Source organism: Pseudomonas sp. 43(2021), assembly GCF_017490805.1.
Lineage (GTDB): Bacteria > Pseudomonadota > Gammaproteobacteria > Pseudomonadales > Pseudomonadaceae > Aquipseudomonas.
Genome location: NZ_JAFGYJ010000001.1, coordinates 13,449 through 30,379, shown reverse-complemented (window position 1 = coordinate 30,379; position 16,931 = coordinate 13,449). Strand labels below are relative to the sequence as shown.

Sequence of the window (16,931 nt, the reverse complement as noted above, 5' to 3'; positions counted from 1 at the left end):
TGACCGGTAACCCGGAGAGGCGAAAAAATGCTTATAATGCCCAGCGTTTTCTGGTCCGCCGGACCTGCACGCAATCCACTCCCAACCTGGACACCGAAAAGCCTTGATACGCCTGCTGAAGTTCTTCTGGTGGTCTTCCGTCGCAGTCATCTGCGCGCTCGTACTCGGTGTGAGCGGTGCGTTTCTGTATCTTAGCCCCAGCCTGCCCTCGGTCGAATCGCTCAGAAGCATCCAGTTGCAGATCCCCCTCAGGGTGTACAGCAGCGACGGCAAGCTGATTGCCGAGTTCGGCGAAATGCGTCGCTCACCAATCCGTTTCGCGGAAATTCCCCCACAGTTCATCCAGGCGCTTCTGTCGGCCGAGGACGACAATTTCCTCAACCACTACGGTGTCGACCCCAGCAGCCTGATGCGCGCCGCGACCCAGCTGGTGAAAACCGGGCATATCCAGACCGGCGGCAGTACCATCACCATGCAGGTGGCGAAGAACTTCTTCCTCACCAGCGAGCGCAGTTTCTCGCGCAAGACCAACGAGATCCTGCTGGCCCTGCAGATCGAGCGTGAGCTGACCAAGGACGAGATCCTCGAGCTGTACGTGAACAAGATCTACCTGGGCAACCGCGCCTACGGTATCGACGCCGCTGCACAGGTGTACTACGGCAAGTCGATCCGCGACGTGAGCCTGGCGCAGATGGCGATGATCGCCGGCCTGCCCAAGGCACCTTCGCGCTTCAACCCGCTGGCCAACCCGGTGCGCGCCAAAGAACGCCGCGACTGGATCCTCGGCCGCATGTACAAGCTGGGCAAGATCGACGAAGCCAGCTACCAGGCAGCCCTGGCCGAGCCACTCAACGCCAGCTACCACGTGCCCGCACCTGAAGTGAATGCGCCTTACATCGCCGAAATGGCCCGTGCCGAAATGGTCGGCCGCTACGGCAGCGACGCCTATACCGAAGGCTTCCGCGTTACCACCACGGTGCCCAGCGACATGCAGGAAATGGCCAACAAGGCCATCCTCAACGGCCTCTCCGACTACGACGAGCGCCACGGCTATCGCGGCCCCGAAGCACGCTTCCCGGGCCGCACCCAGGCGGTCTGGCTGCAGGAACTGGGCAAGCAGCGCAGCCTAGGCGGCCTGGAACCGGCCATCGTCACCCAGGTCGAAAAAAACGGCCTCAAGGTGCTGACCCGCGCTGGCCAGGAAGAGCTGGTTGCCTGGGACACCATGAAATGGGCGCGCCCGTTCATCAACAGCAACTCCCAGGGCCGTGCGCCGCAGTCACCGGCGGACGTGGCCCAGGTCGGCGACCTGGTGCGCGTGCAGCGCCTGGAGGATGGCAAGCTCAAGTTCAGCCAGGTACCTGGGGCGCAGAGTGCACTGGTCACCCTCGACCCCTACAACGGCGCCATCCGCGCCCTGGTCGGCGGTTTCTCGTTCGAGCAGAGCAACTACAACCGCGCCATGCAGGCCAAGCGTCAGCCGGGCTCGAGCTTCAAGCCGTTCGTCTACAGTGCCGCCCTGGACAGTGGCTATACCGCATCCAGCCTGGTGAACGACGCACCGATCGTGTTCGTCGACGAGTACCTGGACAAGGTCTGGCGGCCGAAGAACGACACCAATACCTTCCTTGGCCCGATCCGCATGCGCGAGGCGCTGTACAAGTCACGCAACCTGGTGTCGATCCGCCTGCTGCAGGCCATGGGCGTGGACCGCACCATCGACTACATCGCCAAGTTCGGCTTCAACAAGCAGGACTTGCCACGCAACCTGTCGCTGGCACTGGGCACCGCCACCCTGACCCCGATGGAAATCGCTACCGGCTGGAGCACCTTTGCCAACGGCGGCTACAAGATCACCCCGTACCTGATCGAGCGCATCGAAAGCCGCAGCGGCGAGACGCTGTTTACCGCCAACCCGGCCCGGGTACCGCAAGGAGCCGAGGACCAGGCGGGCCTGGCAGCGCCCGAACAGCCGATCAGCACCGCAGCCATGCCGGGCGAGGCACCCGCTGCCTTCAGCCAGGTGGCGTCTGCACCGCAAGCGCCGGCGGTGGCCGAGCAGATCATCGACGGGCGCACCACCTACATCCTCACCAGCATGCTGCAGGACGTGATCAAGCGCGGTACCGGTCGCCGGGCGCTGGCCCTGGGCCGTACCGACCTGGCAGGCAAGACCGGTACCACCAACGAGTCCAAGGACGCCTGGTTCTCCGGCTACAACGCCGACTACGTGACTACCGTGTGGGTTGGTTTCGACCAGCCCGAAACCCTGGGCCGCCGCGAGTATGGCGGCACCGTGGCGCTACCGATCTGGATGAGTTTCATGGGTGCGGCACTCAAGGACAAGCCTGAGCATGCGCCTGCCGAGCCGGAAGGCATCCTCAGTCTGCGCGTCGACCCGGTCAGCGGCCGTGCCGCTTCGCCGAGCACGCCGAATGCCTACTTCGAGCTGTTCAAGGCCGAGGACTCGCCGCCGTCGGTGGACGAACTGGGCACTGGCGCAGCACCGGGCAGCCCGCTGCCGGCGGATGAAGCGGCACCGATGGATTTGTTCTGAAGCAGGGCGTTCGGCTCAGGTTTTACGTGGGCGCGTAAATCGAGCGCCGCCCGCGCGGCGCATCGCGAGCGAAGCTCGCTCCTACATTTGTTTCGGGCCGGTATCGCCTGCACCAACGCACGCGACCGCCTTGTTTGCCCGACACAATATCGAGGTGGACGCCAGGGGGCCGCGCGCTTCTATTTCAGGAATAACTGGCCCGAAACAAATGTAGGAGCGAGCTTCGCTCGCGATGCGCCGCGCGGGCGGCGCTCGATCTCATAGGCGCCAAAAATGTTGTGACAAGCACCTTGCAGCCCTGACACATTCTCATGAGCCAACAAAAAGCCCCGGCTCATGCGAGCCGGGGCTTTTTTGTGTCGCCAGGCAGCAATCAGCCTTTGAACACGTCATCCACGCTGGTCAGCGGGTAGTGCTTCGGATACGGCAGGGTAGCCACGCCGGATTCGATGGCGGCCTTGGCCACAGCGTCGGAAACGACGGTGATCAGGCGGGCGTCCAGCGGCTTCGGAATGATGTACTCACGGCCGAACTCCAGAGCCTGTACGCCGTAGGCGTCGCACACTTCCTTCGGCACTGGCAGCTTGGCCAGGTCTTTCAGGGCGATGGCGGCAGCGATCTTCATTTCTTCGTTGATGCGCTTGGCGCGAACGTCCAGGGCACCACGGAAGATGAACGGGAAGCCCAGTACGTTGTTGACCTGGTTCGGGTAGTCGGAACGACCGGTCGCCATGATCACGTCGCTGCGAGTGGCGTGAGCCAGCTCTGGCGCGATTTCCGGGTCCGGGTTCGAGCAGGCGAACACGATCGGGTTGGCAGCCATCGACTTCAGGCCTTCGGCGCTCAGCAGGTTCGGGCCGGACAGGCCTACGAACACGTCGGCACCGTCGAGGGCGTCAGCCAGGGTGCGCTTGTCGGTGGCGTGAGCGAACTGAGCCTTGTACTGGTTCAGGTCGTCACGGCCAGCGTGAATCACGCCGCTGCGGTCGATCATGTAGATGTTCTCGACCTTGGCACCCATGCTCACCAGCAGCTTCATGCAGGAGATGGCCGCAGCGCCGGCACCCAGGCAGACGATCTTGGCGTCTTCCAGCTTCTTGCCGGCGATTTCCAGGGCGTTGATCATGCCGGCCGCGGTCACGATGGCGGTACCGTGCTGGTCATCGTGGAATACCGGGATGTCGCACTGTTCGATCAGGGTGCGCTCGATTTCAAAGCACTCAGGTGCCTTGATGTCTTCGAGGTTGATGCCACCGAAGGTGATCGAGATGCGGCGAACGGTGTCGATGAACGCTTGCGGGCTTTCCGATTCGACTTCGATGTCGAACACGTCGATACCGGCGAAACGCTTGAACAGAACACCCTTGCCTTCCATGACCGGCTTGGAAGCCAGTGGGCCGAGGTCGCCCAGACCGAGGATGGCGGTGCCATCGGAAATCACCGCAACCAGGTTGCCTTTGCCGGTGTATTTGTAAGCCAGCTCTGGATCACGGCCGATTTCGCGCACGGGCTCAGCAACACCTGGGCTGTAGGCCAGGGCGAGGTCACGGGCGGTGGCAGTGGGCTTGGAGAGCTCGACGCTCAGTTTCCCCGGACGAGGTTGAGCGTGGTATTCGAGAGCGGCGGTTTTCAGGTCTGACATGGTGGGCATTCCGCTATTTACTGTTCTGACGGACCGCCGAGGATACGCAAAGAGCCGGGGAGTCACAAGACTGGTCGGTCACTTGTGTCAAGGCCTTTAGCCTACGACTTTACGCTATAACCCACGGGGCATACGGCTCACAGTGTGTACAATCTAATAGCGAAATGTCTACATCTTTTAGCCTGAAATGCGCTCCAACATGCTCGGATCGGTCAACGGCAACACCCAGCGTCGCTGCCCAGGTTTGAGGCCGCCCTTGCGGGAACGATCCAGCACCCAACCACGCGCTTCGACCTGGCGTCCCTTGAGGTTATCGAAGAAGCTGGCGGGGAAGTTGCGTTGCAGACGAGCGGGAACCTGCAGCACCACAGCACTGTCCAGGGTCAGCCAGACCCCGCCCCGGTTGCGCTCCACGCCTTCGATGCGGCCTGCAATGATCGCGAAACCCGACTGCCTCACATCCCCAGCACGCACCACCGGCGAACGGCGCCACAGTCCGCTGCCAGCCTTGCGCGCTGCCTGCTCGGCAAGCTGTTGGCAAGCGCTGAGGCGCACATTGGGGGCAACCGCCACACGATAACCCAGGCCCTCGCTGAGCAATTGCGCTTCCAGATTGTCGCCATTGCGGCCGTAGATGTGCGCCAGCGTACGGCCGTATTTGTCCCTGGCCTCGATGCCCGGCACCAGCCCGACACGCCCGTCACTGGCCTTGACCAACGCCTGCAGGCGCTGCCTGGCGGCCTCGGCATAGGGCTCGCTGGTGCGGCCGTTGCGGCCGATTTCCGGGGTATTTATGCCGATCAGGCGCACACTGCGGCCATCGACCAGGCGCAAGGTATCGCCATCCACCACCTGGCGTACCGCCACCTGCTGCATTTGCCCTGGCAGTGGGCAGAACGCCAGGGCCGGGACATGCCAGATGACGCCCATAAAAAAAGCGCCCACAAGGGGCGCTTTTTTCAGCAGCAACGCGAAGCCCGAAGGATTCGCCATGCGCATGATTACTTCTTGGTACCGAACATACCGAAGCGATCGGCGAACTTCTGTACGCGACCACCGGTGTCCAGGACTTTCTGCTTACCGGTGTAGAACGGGTGGCACAGGTTGCAAACGTCGATCGCCAGGGTGTTGCCCAGGGTCGAACGCGTTTCGAATTTGTTGCCGCAGCTGCAGGTGACTGCAACTACTTCGTAGTTCGGATGAATATCTGCTTTCATGGTCACTTCCTCGAGCTGCGTGCCGCCACCCAACACCAATTGTTGAATACCGCACGTAATTAGGCGGCGAATAATACCAGAGCATCACGCCAACGCAAGTTGTCGCTTGCACCGACCGTCGTCTGCTAGGCTCGCCAGTCTTTGAAACGCCCTCCGAGACTTTCCGCGTGTCCGACGTCATCCTGCGCCTTGCCCTGCCCTCTCCGCTGCGTCGCCTGTTCGACTACAAGGCGCCGGCAAGCATGGCGCGCCAGACCCTGAGCCCGGGCATGCGCATTCGCGTGCCATTCGGCCGCCGCGAAATGATCGGCGTGCTGGTGGAGGTGTGCGAGCAGAGCGAAGTGCCAGCCGACAAGCTAAAGCCGGCCAGCGCCCTGCTCGACCCGGTGTCGCCGATCCCGCCGTCGCTATTCAAATTGTGCCTGTGGACCGCCCAGTACTACCAGCACAGCCTGGGCGACACGCTGAGCTGGGCCTTGCCAACCCTGTTGCGCCAGGGTGAACCCGCCGAAATGCGCCAGGAGCGCTTCTGGCACGTCGCCCCCGGCGCCCGCCTGGAAGACCCGCGCATCGCCCGCGCACCACGCCAGCGCGATGCCCTCAAGACCCTGGCCCAGCACCCGCACGGTGTGGCCCACAGCCTGCTGGCCAAGCTCAACCTGAACAAGGACAGCCTCGACCTGCTGCTGGCCAAGGACCTGGTGCAGATCGAGGTCCGTCGCCACCTGCCGACACTGCGCCATGAACACTGGCTGGCCCAGCCGGAACTACCGCTCAACGAAGAGCAACGCGACGCCTTCGACGCCGTATGCGAAGGCTTTGGCGGCTTTGGTGCCTTCCTGCTGGCCGGTGTCACCGGCAGCGGCAAGACCGAGGTGTACCTGCAGCTGATCCGCGAAACCCTCGAAGCCGGCAAGCAGGCCCTGGTACTGATCCCGGAGATCAACCTCGGCCCACAGACCCTGGCCCGCTTCGAGCAACGCTTCAACGCCCGCATCGCCCTGCTGCATTCGGCGGTGAACGACCGCGAGCGCCTGGATGCCTGGCTGGCCGCCCGGGATGGCGAGGCCGACATCATCATCGGCACCCGCTCGGCGCTGTTCACGCCGATGAAGAACCCCGGCCTGATCATCATCGACGAGGAGCACGACGGTTCCTATAAACAGCAGGAAGGCTTGCGCTACCACGCCCGCGACCTGGCGCTGGTGCGCGCCCACCAGGAAAACATCCCGATCCTGCTCGGTTCTGCCACGCCATCGCTGGAAACCCTGCACAACGCCCTGACCGGTCGCTACCGCCTGCTGCGCATGAACCAGCGCGCCGGCGGCGCCCGCCCGCCGCGCATGCTGCGTCTGGATGTGAAGAGCCTGCCGCTGGACAGCGGCATCAGCGGTCCGCTGCAGCAGGCCATCCGCCAGACCCTGGAGGCGGGCCAGCAAGTGCTGGTGTTCCTCAACCGCCGCGGCTTCGCCCCGACCTTGCTGTGCCACGATTGCGGCTGGCTGTCCGAATGCCCGCGCTGCGATGCACGCATGACCGTGCACCAGCGCTCCGGCGTGCTGCGCTGCCACCATTGCGGCTATGACGAGCGCCTGCCGCAGCAGTGCCCGCAGTGCAACCACGTTGACCTGCGCCCGGTCGGTGCCGGCACCGAGCGCGCCGAAGAGCGCCTGAAAGTGCTGTTCCCGGATTACCCGATCCTGCGCGTGGACCGCGACAGCACGGCACGCAAGGACGCCATGCACAACCTGTTCAGCACCATCCAGCGCGGCCAGCCGAGCATCCTTGTCGGCACCCAGATGCTCGCCAAGGGCCACCACTTCCCGCGGGTGACCCTGGTGGCCATCCTCGATGCCGATGGCGGGCTGTTCTCCGGCGATTTCCGCGCCAGCGAACGCATGGCGCAGCTGATCGTGCAGGTTGCCGGGCGAGCCGGGCGGGCCGAAGAACCCGGCAAGGTCATCATCCAGACCCACCTGGCCGACCATCCGCTGCTGGTGCAGCTTACCGAGCAGGGCTACTTCGCCTTCGCCGAGCAGGCCCTGGACGAACGCCGCGCCGCCGGGCTGCCGCCTTACTCGCACCTGGCACTGCTGCGCGCCGAAGCGCACAAGCCCGGGCAGGCCGAAGGTTTCCTCGACGAGGCCTGTGCCGCCGCCGAGCGCCTGGTGGCCGAACAGCAGCTGCCTGGCATCGAGCTGCTGGGGCCGGTACCGGCCCCCATGGAGCGCCGCGCCGGGCGCTTCCGCGCGCAATTGTTGATACAGGCCAATACGCGGGCGCCTTTGCATCGACTGATCAGCGCCTGGTTGCTAGTGTTGGAGCAGATGCCGAGCGGGCGCCAGGTGCGCTGGTCGCTGGATGTCGACCCGGTAGACCTTTATTGATCCTGCGGGCTGCTTTGCAGCCCCAAAGGTTGGCAACCCGCCCCCAGCCACGGATAATGCCCAGTTTTTCCACCTGCGCATCCAAGCGCTCCACCGCGCTTGCGGTCGAAAAGAGATCCCCATGAAAGACACCATTCGCCAGCTGATCCAGCAAGCCCTCACCCAACTCGTCACCGACGGTGTGCTGCCTGAAGGGCTGTCGCCGGCGATCCAGGTGGAAAACGCCCGGGACAAGACCCACGGCGACTTTGCCAGCAACATCGCCATGATGCTGGCCAAGCCGGCCGGCATGAAGCCGCGCGACCTGGCCGAGAAACTGATCAATGCCCTGCCGGCCAGCGCCGACATCAGCAAGGTCGAGATCGCCGGCCCCGGCTTCCTCAACTTCTTCCAGAACACCGACGCCCTGGCCAACCGCCTGGATGCTGCACTGGCCGACGCCCACCTGGGCGCGCGCAAGGCCGGCCCTGCGCAAAAGGTGGTGATCGACATGTCGGCACCCAACCTGGCCAAGGAGATGCACGTCGGCCACCTGCGTTCGACCATCATCGGTGACAGTGTGGCGCGCGTGCTGGAGTTTCTCGGTGATGACGTGATCCGCCAGAACCACGTGGGCGACTGGGGCACCCAGTTCGGCATGCTGCTGGCTTACCTGGAAGAAAACCCGATCACCAGCGACGAGCTGTCGGACCTGGAAAACTTCTACCGTGCCGCCAAGAAGCGCTTCGACGAATCCGAAGAATTCGCCACCCGCGCCCGCGGCCTGGTGGTCAAGCTGCAGGCCGGCGACGCGGACTGCATGGCCCTGTGGACGCGCTTCAAGGACATTTCGCTGTCGCACTGCCAGAAAACCTACGAGCTGCTCAACGTCAAGCTGACCATGGCCGACGTGATGGGTGAAAGCGCCTACAACGACGACCTGGCCAACGTGGTTGCCGACCTCAAGGCCAAGGGCCTGCTGGTCGAAGACCAGGGCGCCCAGTGCGTGTTCCTCGACGAGTTCAAGAACAGCGAAGGCGAACCACTGCCGGTAATCGTGCAGAAGGCCGACGGCGGCTACCTGTACGCCACCACCGACCTGGCCGCCGTGCGCTACCGCAGCAACGTGCTCAAGGCGGACCGCGCCCTGTACTTCGTCGACCAGCGCCAGGCCCTGCACTTCAACCAGGTGTTCGAAGTTGCACGCCGCGCAGGCTTCGTCGGCCACCCGATGCAGATGGAACACATGGGCTTCGGCACCATGAACGGCGCCGACGGCCGCCCGTTCAAGACCCGTGACGGCGGCACCGTGAAGCTGATCGACCTGCTCACCGAGGCCAAGGAGCGCGCCTACGCGCTGGTCAAGGAAAAGAACCCGAGCCTGGCCGACGAAGAACTGCGCCACATCGGTGAAGTGGTGGGCATTGGCGCGGTGAAGTACGCCGACCTGTCCAAGCACCGCACCAGCGACTACAGCTTCAACTTCGAACTGATGCTCAACTTCGAAGGCAACACCGCGCCTTACCTGTTGTACGCCTACACCCGCGTGGCCGGCGTGTTCCGCAAGCTGGGCAAGGGCTTCGATGAAGTCGAAGGCAACATCGTGCTGCAGGCTGCCCACGAGCAGGACCTGGCCGCGCGCCTGGCGCAGTTTGGCGAAATCCTCAACAACGTCGCCGACAAGGGCACGCCGCACGTGCTGTGCAGCTACCTGTACGACCTGGCCGGCCTGTTCTCCAGCTTCTACGAGAACTGCCCGATTCTGGCTGCCGATACCCCGGAGCAACAACAGAGCCGCCTGCGCCTGGCAGCCCTGACTGGCCGCACCCTCAAGCAAGGTCTGGAACTGCTCGGCCTGGAAACCCTGGAGCGCATGTAAGTTGGCTGCCAAGAAAAAACCCGCACCCAAACGCGGCGCCAGCCGCCAGACGGCGCCGGCCAAGCAGCCGATTCCCGGTTGGGTATGGCTGGCGGTCGGCCTGACCGTAGGCGCGTTCATCGTGTTCCTGATGAAACTCGAGCCCGGTGGCGAAGACATCAAGCGCACCAAGCCTGAGCAGCAGAAGGCGGAGAAAGTGGCCGAAGCCGGCAAGCCGGCGCAGGCCACCCCGCAGCAGCCGGTGAAGCCGAAGTATGACTTCTACACGCTGCTGCCGGAGTCCGAGGTGATCGTGCCGCCGGAGGCCGTGCCAGAGAAAACGCCTCCAGTACCGGCCCAACCGGTGACTCCGGTGACACCGGCCGAAGCGGCGAAGATCGACACGGCGCGCGCCCAGGCAGCGCTGATGGGGCAGACTCCGCCACCGGCACCACCGGTGATCAAGCCGGCGGCGACCACCCAGTTCTTCCTGCAGGCAGGCTCGTTCCGCAAGCAGGCCGATGCCGACAAGGTGCGCGCGCAGATCATTCTGCTGGGCCAGGCAGTGAAGGTAGAGTCGGGCACGGTCAAGGACGAAACCTGGTACCGCGTACTGGTGGGCCCGTTCAGCAACCGTGAGCAGCTTACCGGGGCGCAGAAACAGTTGGCCGGGGCAGGTTTCAGCAACCTGTTGCTGCAGCAGCGGCAGACCCGTCAGTAACAAAAAAGGCCTTGCCGCTTCGGTGCGACAGGCCTTTTTCATAGGCGCTTCCGGCCTCTTCGCGGGTGAACCCGCTCCCACAGGGCTCTATGGTGCCTGTAGGAGCGGGTTCACCCGCGAATAATTTCAGCGCGATGCGTTCCGCTCGGAAACCTGGCTGTTCAGTGTCCAGAAGTCATACAGCACCCCCACCAGGAACAGCCCGCCGGTAAAGAAGTAGATGATCGCGGTCACCCACTTGCCCTGGTACAGCCGGTGCAGGCCAAACACCCCGAGGAAGGTCAGCAGGATCCAGGCGATGTTGTAGTCAACGCGCCCGGACTGGAACCTCAGGTCGGCTTCACGGTCCATGGACGGGATCAGGAACAGGTCGATCAACCAACCGATGCCCAGCAGGCCCAGGGTGAAGAACCAGATGGTGCCGGTGACGGGCTTGCCGTAATAGAAGCGATGCGACCCGGTAAAGCCGAAAATCCATAGCAGATAGCCAATGGTCTTGCTGTGGGTGTCGTGAAACGGCGCCCCCTGTTGATAACTGTTCATTCATAGCCCCCTTGGGTTATCCGAAAATTTTCTAAAAAAAAATGTGACTTTCTTGTCGCAGGCCGACGTACGGCACCTGAACAATCGACCAACGGATCAAAGACTGATCAAAAAGCTGTTATAAAGTTGCGCGCCCAACACATAACTATTCATAAGAGCTTCATCTATGCCGCCTTTACTCAAGACATGGCTGACCCTCTGCCTATTATTGCCCCTGGCCGCCCACGCCACCAACCGTGAGCAACGTCTTCCCAATGGTTTCACCGGCTATACCACCAACGCCTCGGTGAGACACGCACCGGTCAAGCAGACCGCGCTGCGCACCCGCCCAGGCAATGCTGCCAGCAGCAGCCGCGGCGTGCCCGGCATGCCGATCGCTGCCATGTCGCCGAAGCAGAGCAGCGATGTGCTCAGCCGTGCGGTGAATGTGCTCGGCACCCCTTATGTCTGGGGTGGCAGCAGCCCGAAGAAAGGCTTCGACTGCAGCGGGCTGGTCAAATACGCCTTCAACGACGTCGCCGACGTCGACCTGCCGCGCACCTCCAATGCCATGGCCCAGGGCCACGGCGTGAAGGTGGCCAAGGGTGACCTGAAGCCAGGTGACCTGATCTTCTTCAACATCAAGAGCCGCCGGGTGAACCACGTTGCCATCTACCTGGGCAACGACCGCTTCATCCATGCACCACGCCGTGGCAAGCGGGTAAGCATCGACACCCTGAGCAAGCCTTACTGGCAGAAGCATTACGTAGTGGCCAAGCGGGTGCTGCCGAAAGAACAGCAGCAGCTGAACCTGGCCAAGCGCTGAGCTGATCGGCGCTCTCCTGCCCGGGCCTCTTCGCGGGTAAACCCGCTCCCACAGGTACACCACAGCATTCGAAGGCTGTGTTATCCATGTGGGAGCGGGTTTACCCGCGAAAGGGCCAGCACAGGCACTATAGATCGCTGATCAGCCCCCTCTCCTTCAACCCTCGCATCGCCCCCTCCATCGTCCGCATCCCGTCCGCACCACCCGCCTGCATCACCGAACACAACTGCGCCATCCGCCCCTCCCGAACCAGGTTGCGCACCGCTGGCGTCACCACCAGCACTTCCCGCGCCGCAATCCGCCCACCACCCGCACGCCTGACCAGTACCTGCGCCACCACCAGGCGCAATGACTCGGCCAGCATCGTCCGCACCAGCGGCTTTTCCTCGGCAGCAAACACCTCCACCAACCGGTCAATGCTGTTGGCCGCCGAACGCGTATGCACGGTCGCCAGCACCAGGTGCCCGGTCTCGGCCGCGCGCAAGGCCAGGCGAATGGTTTCCAGGTCGCGCAGCTCACCGATCATGATCACATCCGGGTCCTGGCGCAGGGCACTGCGTAGCCCTTGGGCGAACCCACCGCAGTGGCGACCGATCTCACGCTGGTTGACCAGGCTGCGCTGGCTGCTGTGGATAACTTCGACAGGGTCTTCGAGGGTAATGATATGCAGTGCCCGATCACGGTTCAGCTGGTCCAGTAGCGTCGCCAGGGTGCTGGACTTGCCGCTGCCGGTCGGCCCACCCACCAGGATCAAGCCATCACTGCACTGCGCAACAGCTTGAAACACATCCCTCAGGTCGAGTTCATCGAGCGTGGCGATGCGCCGCGGGATCAGGCGAAAGGTGGCGGCAGGGCCATGCAACTGGCGAAACAGGTTCAGCCGAAAGCGCCCGAGCGCAGGCAGTTCCAGCGCCAGGTCCAGCTCATCACCCTGGGCCCATTGCCGGCGCTGGTCTTCACCCAACATGGGTGCCAGCCCCTCGATCAAGGCGGCCGAGCACAAGGCCGGCAGGGCCATGCGCTGCAGCTCGCCATCCAGGCGCAACATCGGTATCTGCCCCGCTGCCAGGTGCAGGTCGCAAGCCCCCGCATCTACAGCCCGGGCCAACAGGTCGGTCACATCCATGAGACTCCCCAAAGGCCTTCAAGTAGGTAGAATGCCGCAAACCCCACAGCCGCCGGCATCAGTCCATGTCCACCCTAGCAGACAACCTTTCCGCTATTTCCGCCCGTATCACCAGCGCTGCCCAGGCTGCCGGGCGCGATCCGGCCAGCGTCCAGTTGCTGGCCGTGAGCAAGACCAAGCCAGCCAGCGCCATCCGTGAGATCCATGCCGCTGGCGTACGCGATGTCGGGGAAAATTACCTACAGGAAGCGCTGACAAAGCAGCAGGCACTCAGCGACCTGCCCTTGATCTGGCACTTCATCGGCCCCATTCAGTCGAACAAGACCAAGGCCATCGCCGAGCATTTCGACTGGGTACATTCCGTGGACCGCCTGAAAATCGCCCAACGCCTGTCGGAGCAGCGCCCGGCCGGGCTGGCGCCACTGAACATCTGCCTGCAGGTGAACGTCAGCGGCGAAGACAGCAAGTCTGGCTGCGCCCCTGCCGACCTGCCGGCCCTGGCCAAGGCGGTAGCCGCGCTGCCCAACCTGTGCCTGCGCGGGCTGATGGCCATCCCCGAACCCACCGATGACCGAGCCGCCCAGGAAGCCGCCTTCGCCACCCTGCGCCAGCTGCAGGAAGGCCTGGGCCTTGGCCTGGACACCCTGTCCATGGGCATGAGCCACGACCTGGAAGCGGCCATTGCACAGGGGGCGACCTGGGTGCGTATCGGCACCGCCCTGTTCGGTGCCCGCGACTACGGGCAGCCCTGATTCCATGCTTTACTCACTCTTCCCCACAAGGACCTGACATGAGCAAGACTCGTATTGCCTTTATCGGCGCCGGCAACATGGCCGCCAGCCTGATCGGTGGTCTGCGTGCCCAGGGCCTGGACGCCTCGCAGATCCGCGCCAGCGACCCGGGCGCCGAGACCCGCAGCCGCATCCAGGCCGAGCACGGCATCGAAACCTTCGAGAACAACGCCCAGGCCATCGATGGCGCCGACGTCATCGTGCTGGCGGTCAAGCCGCAGGTCATGAAAGCCGTGTGCCAGGCCCTGCAACCGAACCTGCAGGATGGCCAGCTGATCGTTTCCATCGCCGCCGGCATCACCTGCGCCAGCCTGCAGAGCTGGGTGGGCGCTCGCCCGGTGGTGCGCTGCATGCCCAACACCCCGGCACTGCTGCGCCAGGGCGTCAGCGGCCTGTACGCCACCGCCGAAGTGTCCGGCGCACAGCGCGAGCAGGCCGAGCAACTGCTGTCGGCCGTGGGCACCGCCCTGTGGCTGGAACAGGAGCAGCAACTGGACGCCGTGACCGCCGTCTCCGGCAGCGGCCCGGCGTACTTCTTCCTGCTGATCGAGGCCATGACCGCGGCGGGCGAAAAGCTTGGCCTGCCACGTGAAACCGCCTCCCAGCTGACCCTGCAGACAGCCCTGGGCGCCGCGCGCATGGCGGTTGCCAGCGATGTCGATGCCGCCGAACTGCGCCGCCGGGTCACCTCGCCTGCCGGCACCACGGAAGCTGCGATCAAGTCGTTCCAGGCCAGCGGCTTCGAAGCCATCGTCGAACAGGCGCTGCAGGCCGCGGCCACACGCTCCGCAGAGCTGGCCGAACAATTGGGCAAATAAGGAGCCATAGATGAATGCACTGTCCGGCGCCGCGATCTTCGTGGTGCAAACCCTGGTCAGCCTGTACCTGGTGATCGTCCTGCTGCGCTTCGTCCTGCAGCTGGTCAAGGCCAACTTCTACAACCCGCTGTGCCAGTTCGCCGTGCGTGCCACACAGCCGCTGCTCAAGCCGATTCGCCGGGTCATCCCCAGCGTCGGCGGGCTGGACACCTCGTCTCTGCTACTGTCGGTGCTCATCCAGGCGCTGCTGATGGCCTTCGTGCTGATGGTCACCTACGGCACCTTCGGTGACATCCTGCACCTGCTGATGTGGGCAATCATCGGTATCACCTCGCTATTCCTGAAGATTTTCTGGGTGGCGATGATCGTCATGGTGATCGTGTCCTGGGTGGCCCCCAACAGCCACAACCCCGCAGCTGAACTGGCCTACCAGATCAGCGAGCCGGTGCTGGCACCGTTCCGCCGCATCGTGCCCAACCTGGGCGGCATGGATATCTCGCCGATCTTCGCCTTCCTTGCGATCCAGGTAATCCAGTCGTTCGTCATGCCGCCGCTGGCCGCCTATGCCGGCATGCCACAAGAGCTGTGGCGGATGATCTGAGCCTCACCTGACCTTGGTTGCTTCCAGCGGCAAGCCTTTGCTTGCCGCTGGGGGTAGCGCTCTTTAGACTTACGCCTCCGTCAAGCGTGAGCAGGGTCGATGTCCACTGTCTTTCCCGAAGATTCCGTCGGTCTGGTAGTACCGCAAACAGCCCGGTTCGATGAGCCGCTGGCCCTGGCCTGTGGCCGCTCCCTGGCCAGTTATGAACTGGTCTACGAGACCTATGGCACCCTGAACGCCAGCGCGAGCAATGCCGTGCTGATCTGCCATGCCCTGTCCGGCCACCATCATGCCGCTGGCTACCATGCCGCCACCGACCGCAAGCCGGGCTGGTGGGACAGCTGCATCGGCCCTGGCAAGCCGATCGACACCAACCGTTTCTTCGTGGTCAGCCTGAACAACCTGGGCGGCTGCAACGGCAGTACCGGCCCCAGCAGCATCAACCCGGCCACCGGCAAAGCCTATGGCGCCGACTTCCCGGTGCTGACCGTGGAAGACTGGGTACACAGCCAGGTGCGCCTGGCCGAGCGCCTGGGCATCCATCAGTGGGCCGCGGTAGTCGGTGGCAGCCTGGGTGGCATGCAGGCGCTGCAGTGGACCATCAGCTACCCCGAGCGCGTGCGCCATTGCGTCGACATCGCCTCGGCGCCCAAGCTGTCGGCACAGAACATCGCCTTCAACGAAGTGGCACGCCAGGCCATCCTCACCGACCCCGAATTCCACGGCGGTTCGTTCCAGGACCAGGGGGTAATCCCCAAACGCGGCCTGATGCTGGCGCGCATGGTCGGCCACATCACCTATCTGTCGGACGACTCGATGGGTGAAAAATTCGGCCGTGAGCTGAAGAGCGACAAGCTCAACTACGACTTCCACAGCGTCGAATTCCAGGTCGAGAGCTACCTGCGCTATCAGGGCGAGGAGTTCTCCGGCCGTTTCGACGCCAACACCTACCTGCTGATGACCAAGGCGCTGGACTATTTCGACCCGGCTGCAGCCAAAGGCGGCGACCTGGCGGCCACCCTGGACCACGTCAAGGCGGATTACTGCATCATGTCGTTCACTACCGACTGGCGCTTCTCCCCGGCCCGTTCGCGCGAGATCGTCGACGCCCTGATGGCTGCGCGCAAGAACGTCTGCTACCTGGAGATCGACTCGCCTTACGGGCACGATGCCTTCCTGATCCCCACACCTCGCTACATGCAGGGTTTCTCGAACTACATGAACCGCATTGCCATCTGAGGACAGCATGAGAGCCGATCTGGAAATCATCCACGACTGGATCCCCGCCGGCAGCCGGGTACTCGACCTGGGCTGCGGCAGCGGCGAACTGCTGGCCTCGCTGCGCGACCGCAAGCAGGTCACCGGCTATGGCCTGGAAATCGACGCCGACAACATCGCCGCCTGCGTGGCCAAGGGCGTCAACGTGATCGAGCAGGACCTGGACAAGGGCCTGGGCAACTTCGCCAGCAACAGTTTCGACGTGGTGATCATGACCCAGGCCCTGCAGGCCGTGGAGTACCCCGACCGCATCCTCGACGAGATGCTGCGCGTGGGCCGCCAGTGCATCATCACCTTCCCCAACTTCGGCCACTGGCGTTGCCGCTGGTACCTGGCGACCAAAGGCCGCATGCCGGTATCGGACTTCATGCCGTACACCTGGTACAACACGCCGAACATCCACTTCTGCACCTTCGCCGACTTCGAAGAGCTGGTGCACGAACGCCGGGCCAAGGTGCTCGACCGCCTGGCCGTCGATCACTTGCACCGTAATGGGTGGGGTGGCCGGCTTTGGCCTAATCTTCTAGGTGAGATCGGCATCTATCGCGTCAGCAGCCCGGGCCTGCAAGAGCATCAGCTCGCGGTCTGACGCCCACCGGAGGAGTCAC

15 protein-coding genes are annotated in these 16,931 nt (G+C 63.8%); 10 read left to right on the top strand and 5 right to left on the bottom strand.

Annotated features, from left to right (window positions below):
* The first annotated feature begins 103 nt into the window (after positions 1 to 103).
* Positions 104 to 2,557, top strand: coding sequence for a penicillin-binding protein 1A (locus J5M71_RS00150; protein WP_207828275.1), 2,454 nt, complete (start codon positions 104 to 106; stop codon positions 2,555 to 2,557).
* Positions 2,558 to 2,930: 373 nt separating this feature from the next.
* On the opposite strand, the gene J5M71_RS00145 is transcribed toward J5M71_RS00150, so the two are convergent.
* From J5M71_RS00145 to rpmE, 3 genes are all read right to left on the bottom strand, one after another.
* Complete coding sequence (locus J5M71_RS00145) at positions 2,931 to 4,199, bottom strand: malic enzyme-like NAD(P)-binding protein (RefSeq protein WP_063912060.1); 1,269 nt, start codon at positions 4,197 to 4,199, stop codon at positions 2,931 to 2,933.
* A 177-nt stretch (positions 4,200 to 4,376) separates the two neighbouring features.
* Complete coding sequence (locus J5M71_RS00140) at positions 4,377 to 5,198, bottom strand: thermonuclease family protein (protein WP_207828273.1); 822 nt, start codon at positions 5,196 to 5,198, stop codon at positions 4,377 to 4,379.
* A 2-nt stretch (positions 5,199 to 5,200) separates the two neighbouring features.
* The gene (gene rpmE, locus J5M71_RS00135) at positions 5,201 to 5,416 is read right to left on the bottom strand and encodes a 50S ribosomal protein L31 (RefSeq protein ID WP_008092997.1); all 216 of its coding nucleotides are present in this window, start codon (positions 5,414 to 5,416) and stop codon (positions 5,201 to 5,203) included.
* 167 nt (positions 5,417 to 5,583) lie between these two features.
* Here rpmE and J5M71_RS00130 point away from each other — a divergent pair, with 167 nt between their 5' ends.
* The 3 genes from J5M71_RS00130 to J5M71_RS00120 all read left to right on the top strand — a co-directional run bounded on the left by J5M71_RS00130 (position 5,584) and on the right by J5M71_RS00120 (position 10,361).
* Positions 5,584 to 7,803: a primosomal protein N' gene (locus tag J5M71_RS00130; protein WP_207828263.1), complete on the top strand. Its 2,220-nt coding sequence runs from the start codon at positions 5,584 to 5,586 to the stop codon at positions 7,801 to 7,803.
* Positions 7,804 to 7,924: 121 nt separating this feature from the next.
* Positions 7,925 to 9,661 (top strand): arginine--tRNA ligase, encoded by a 1,737-nt coding sequence (argS, locus tag J5M71_RS00125; RefSeq protein ID WP_207828261.1) that lies wholly within the window; start codon positions 7,925 to 7,927, stop codon positions 9,659 to 9,661.
* Between the two features lies 1 nt (position 9,662).
* On the top strand, positions 9,663 to 10,361 hold the full coding sequence (locus J5M71_RS00120; RefSeq protein WP_063912064.1) for an SPOR domain-containing protein: 699 nt from the start codon (positions 9,663 to 9,665) through the stop codon (positions 10,359 to 10,361).
* A 126-nt stretch (positions 10,362 to 10,487) separates the two neighbouring features.
* Here J5M71_RS00120 and J5M71_RS00115 read toward each other — a convergent pair whose 3' ends face one another.
* Positions 10,488 to 10,904: a TM2 domain-containing protein gene (locus J5M71_RS00115; protein WP_207828258.1), complete on the bottom strand. Its 417-nt coding sequence runs from the start codon at positions 10,902 to 10,904 to the stop codon at positions 10,488 to 10,490.
* A gap of 166 nt (positions 10,905 to 11,070) precedes the next feature.
* Here J5M71_RS00115 and J5M71_RS00110 point away from each other — a divergent pair, with 166 nt between their 5' ends.
* Positions 11,071 to 11,709, top strand: a complete 639-nt coding sequence (locus J5M71_RS00110; protein ID WP_207828256.1) for a C40 family peptidase — start codon at positions 11,071 to 11,073, stop codon at positions 11,707 to 11,709.
* Positions 11,710 to 11,836: 127 nt separating this feature from the next.
* On the opposite strand, the gene J5M71_RS00105 is transcribed toward J5M71_RS00110, so the two are convergent.
* The gene (locus J5M71_RS00105; RefSeq protein ID WP_207828254.1) at positions 11,837 to 12,835 is read right to left on the bottom strand and encodes a PilT/PilU family type 4a pilus ATPase; all 999 of its coding nucleotides are present in this window, start codon (positions 12,833 to 12,835) and stop codon (positions 11,837 to 11,839) included.
* A gap of 65 nt (positions 12,836 to 12,900) precedes the next feature.
* Between J5M71_RS00105 and J5M71_RS00100 the strand changes: the two genes are divergently transcribed.
* The 5 genes from J5M71_RS00100 (at position 12,901) to metW (ending at position 16,912) form a co-directional block, all read left to right on the top strand.
* A complete protein-coding gene (locus J5M71_RS00100; protein ID WP_207828252.1) occupies positions 12,901 to 13,587 on the top strand; it encodes a YggS family pyridoxal phosphate-dependent enzyme in 687 nt (228 codons plus the stop codon).
* Positions 13,588 to 13,625: 38 nt separating this feature from the next.
* Positions 13,626 to 14,444, top strand: coding sequence for a pyrroline-5-carboxylate reductase (gene proC / locus J5M71_RS00095; protein ID WP_207828250.1), 819 nt, complete (start codon positions 13,626 to 13,628; stop codon positions 14,442 to 14,444).
* A 10-nt stretch (positions 14,445 to 14,454) separates the two neighbouring features.
* Positions 14,455 to 15,045 (top strand): YggT family protein, encoded by a 591-nt coding sequence (locus tag J5M71_RS00090; protein ID WP_063912070.1) that lies wholly within the window; start codon positions 14,455 to 14,457, stop codon positions 15,043 to 15,045.
* A gap of 99 nt (positions 15,046 to 15,144) precedes the next feature.
* Positions 15,145 to 16,284, top strand: coding sequence for a homoserine O-acetyltransferase (locus J5M71_RS00085; RefSeq protein WP_207828248.1), 1,140 nt, complete (start codon positions 15,145 to 15,147; stop codon positions 16,282 to 16,284).
* Positions 16,285 to 16,291: 7 nt separating this feature from the next.
* On the top strand, positions 16,292 to 16,912 hold the full coding sequence (gene metW, locus J5M71_RS00080; RefSeq protein WP_003249106.1) for a methionine biosynthesis protein MetW: 621 nt from the start codon (positions 16,292 to 16,294) through the stop codon (positions 16,910 to 16,912).
* The last annotated feature ends 19 nt before the right edge of the window (positions 16,913 to 16,931 follow it).

Excerpts from the sequence above, each read along its gene's own strand:
- J5M71_RS00140 (WP_207828273.1), bottom strand. The coding sequence starts at position 5,198 with ATGCGCATGGCGAATCCTTCGGGCTTCGCGTTGCTGCTGAAAAAAGCG.
- J5M71_RS00115 (WP_207828258.1), bottom strand. The coding sequence starts at position 10,904 with ATGAACAGTTATCAACAGGGGGCGCCGTTTCACGACACCCACAGCAAG.
- J5M71_RS00100 (WP_207828252.1), top strand. The coding sequence starts at position 12,901 with ATGTCCACCCTAGCAGACAACCTTTCCGCTATTTCCGCCCGTATCACC.
- J5M71_RS00085 (WP_207828248.1), top strand. The coding sequence starts at position 15,145 with ATGTCCACTGTCTTTCCCGAAGATTCCGTCGGTCTGGTAGTACCGCAA.
- argS (WP_207828261.1), top strand. The coding sequence starts at position 7,925 with ATGAAAGACACCATTCGCCAGCTGATCCAGCAAGCCCTCACCCAACTC.
- J5M71_RS00110 (WP_207828256.1), top strand. The coding sequence starts at position 11,071 with ATGCCGCCTTTACTCAAGACATGGCTGACCCTCTGCCTATTATTGCCC.
- rpmE (WP_008092997.1), bottom strand. The coding sequence starts at position 5,416 with ATGAAAGCAGATATTCATCCGAACTACGAAGTAGTTGCAGTCACCTGC.
- metW (WP_003249106.1), top strand. The coding sequence starts at position 16,292 with ATGAGAGCCGATCTGGAAATCATCCACGACTGGATCCCCGCCGGCAGC.
- J5M71_RS00145 (WP_063912060.1), bottom strand. The coding sequence starts at position 4,199 with ATGTCAGACCTGAAAACCGCCGCTCTCGAATACCACGCTCAACCTCGT.
- proC (WP_207828250.1), top strand. The coding sequence starts at position 13,626 with ATGAGCAAGACTCGTATTGCCTTTATCGGCGCCGGCAACATGGCCGCC.
- J5M71_RS00090 (WP_063912070.1), top strand. The coding sequence starts at position 14,455 with ATGAATGCACTGTCCGGCGCCGCGATCTTCGTGGTGCAAACCCTGGTC.
- J5M71_RS00105 (WP_207828254.1), bottom strand. The coding sequence starts at position 12,835 with ATGGATGTGACCGACCTGTTGGCCCGGGCTGTAGATGCGGGGGCTTGC.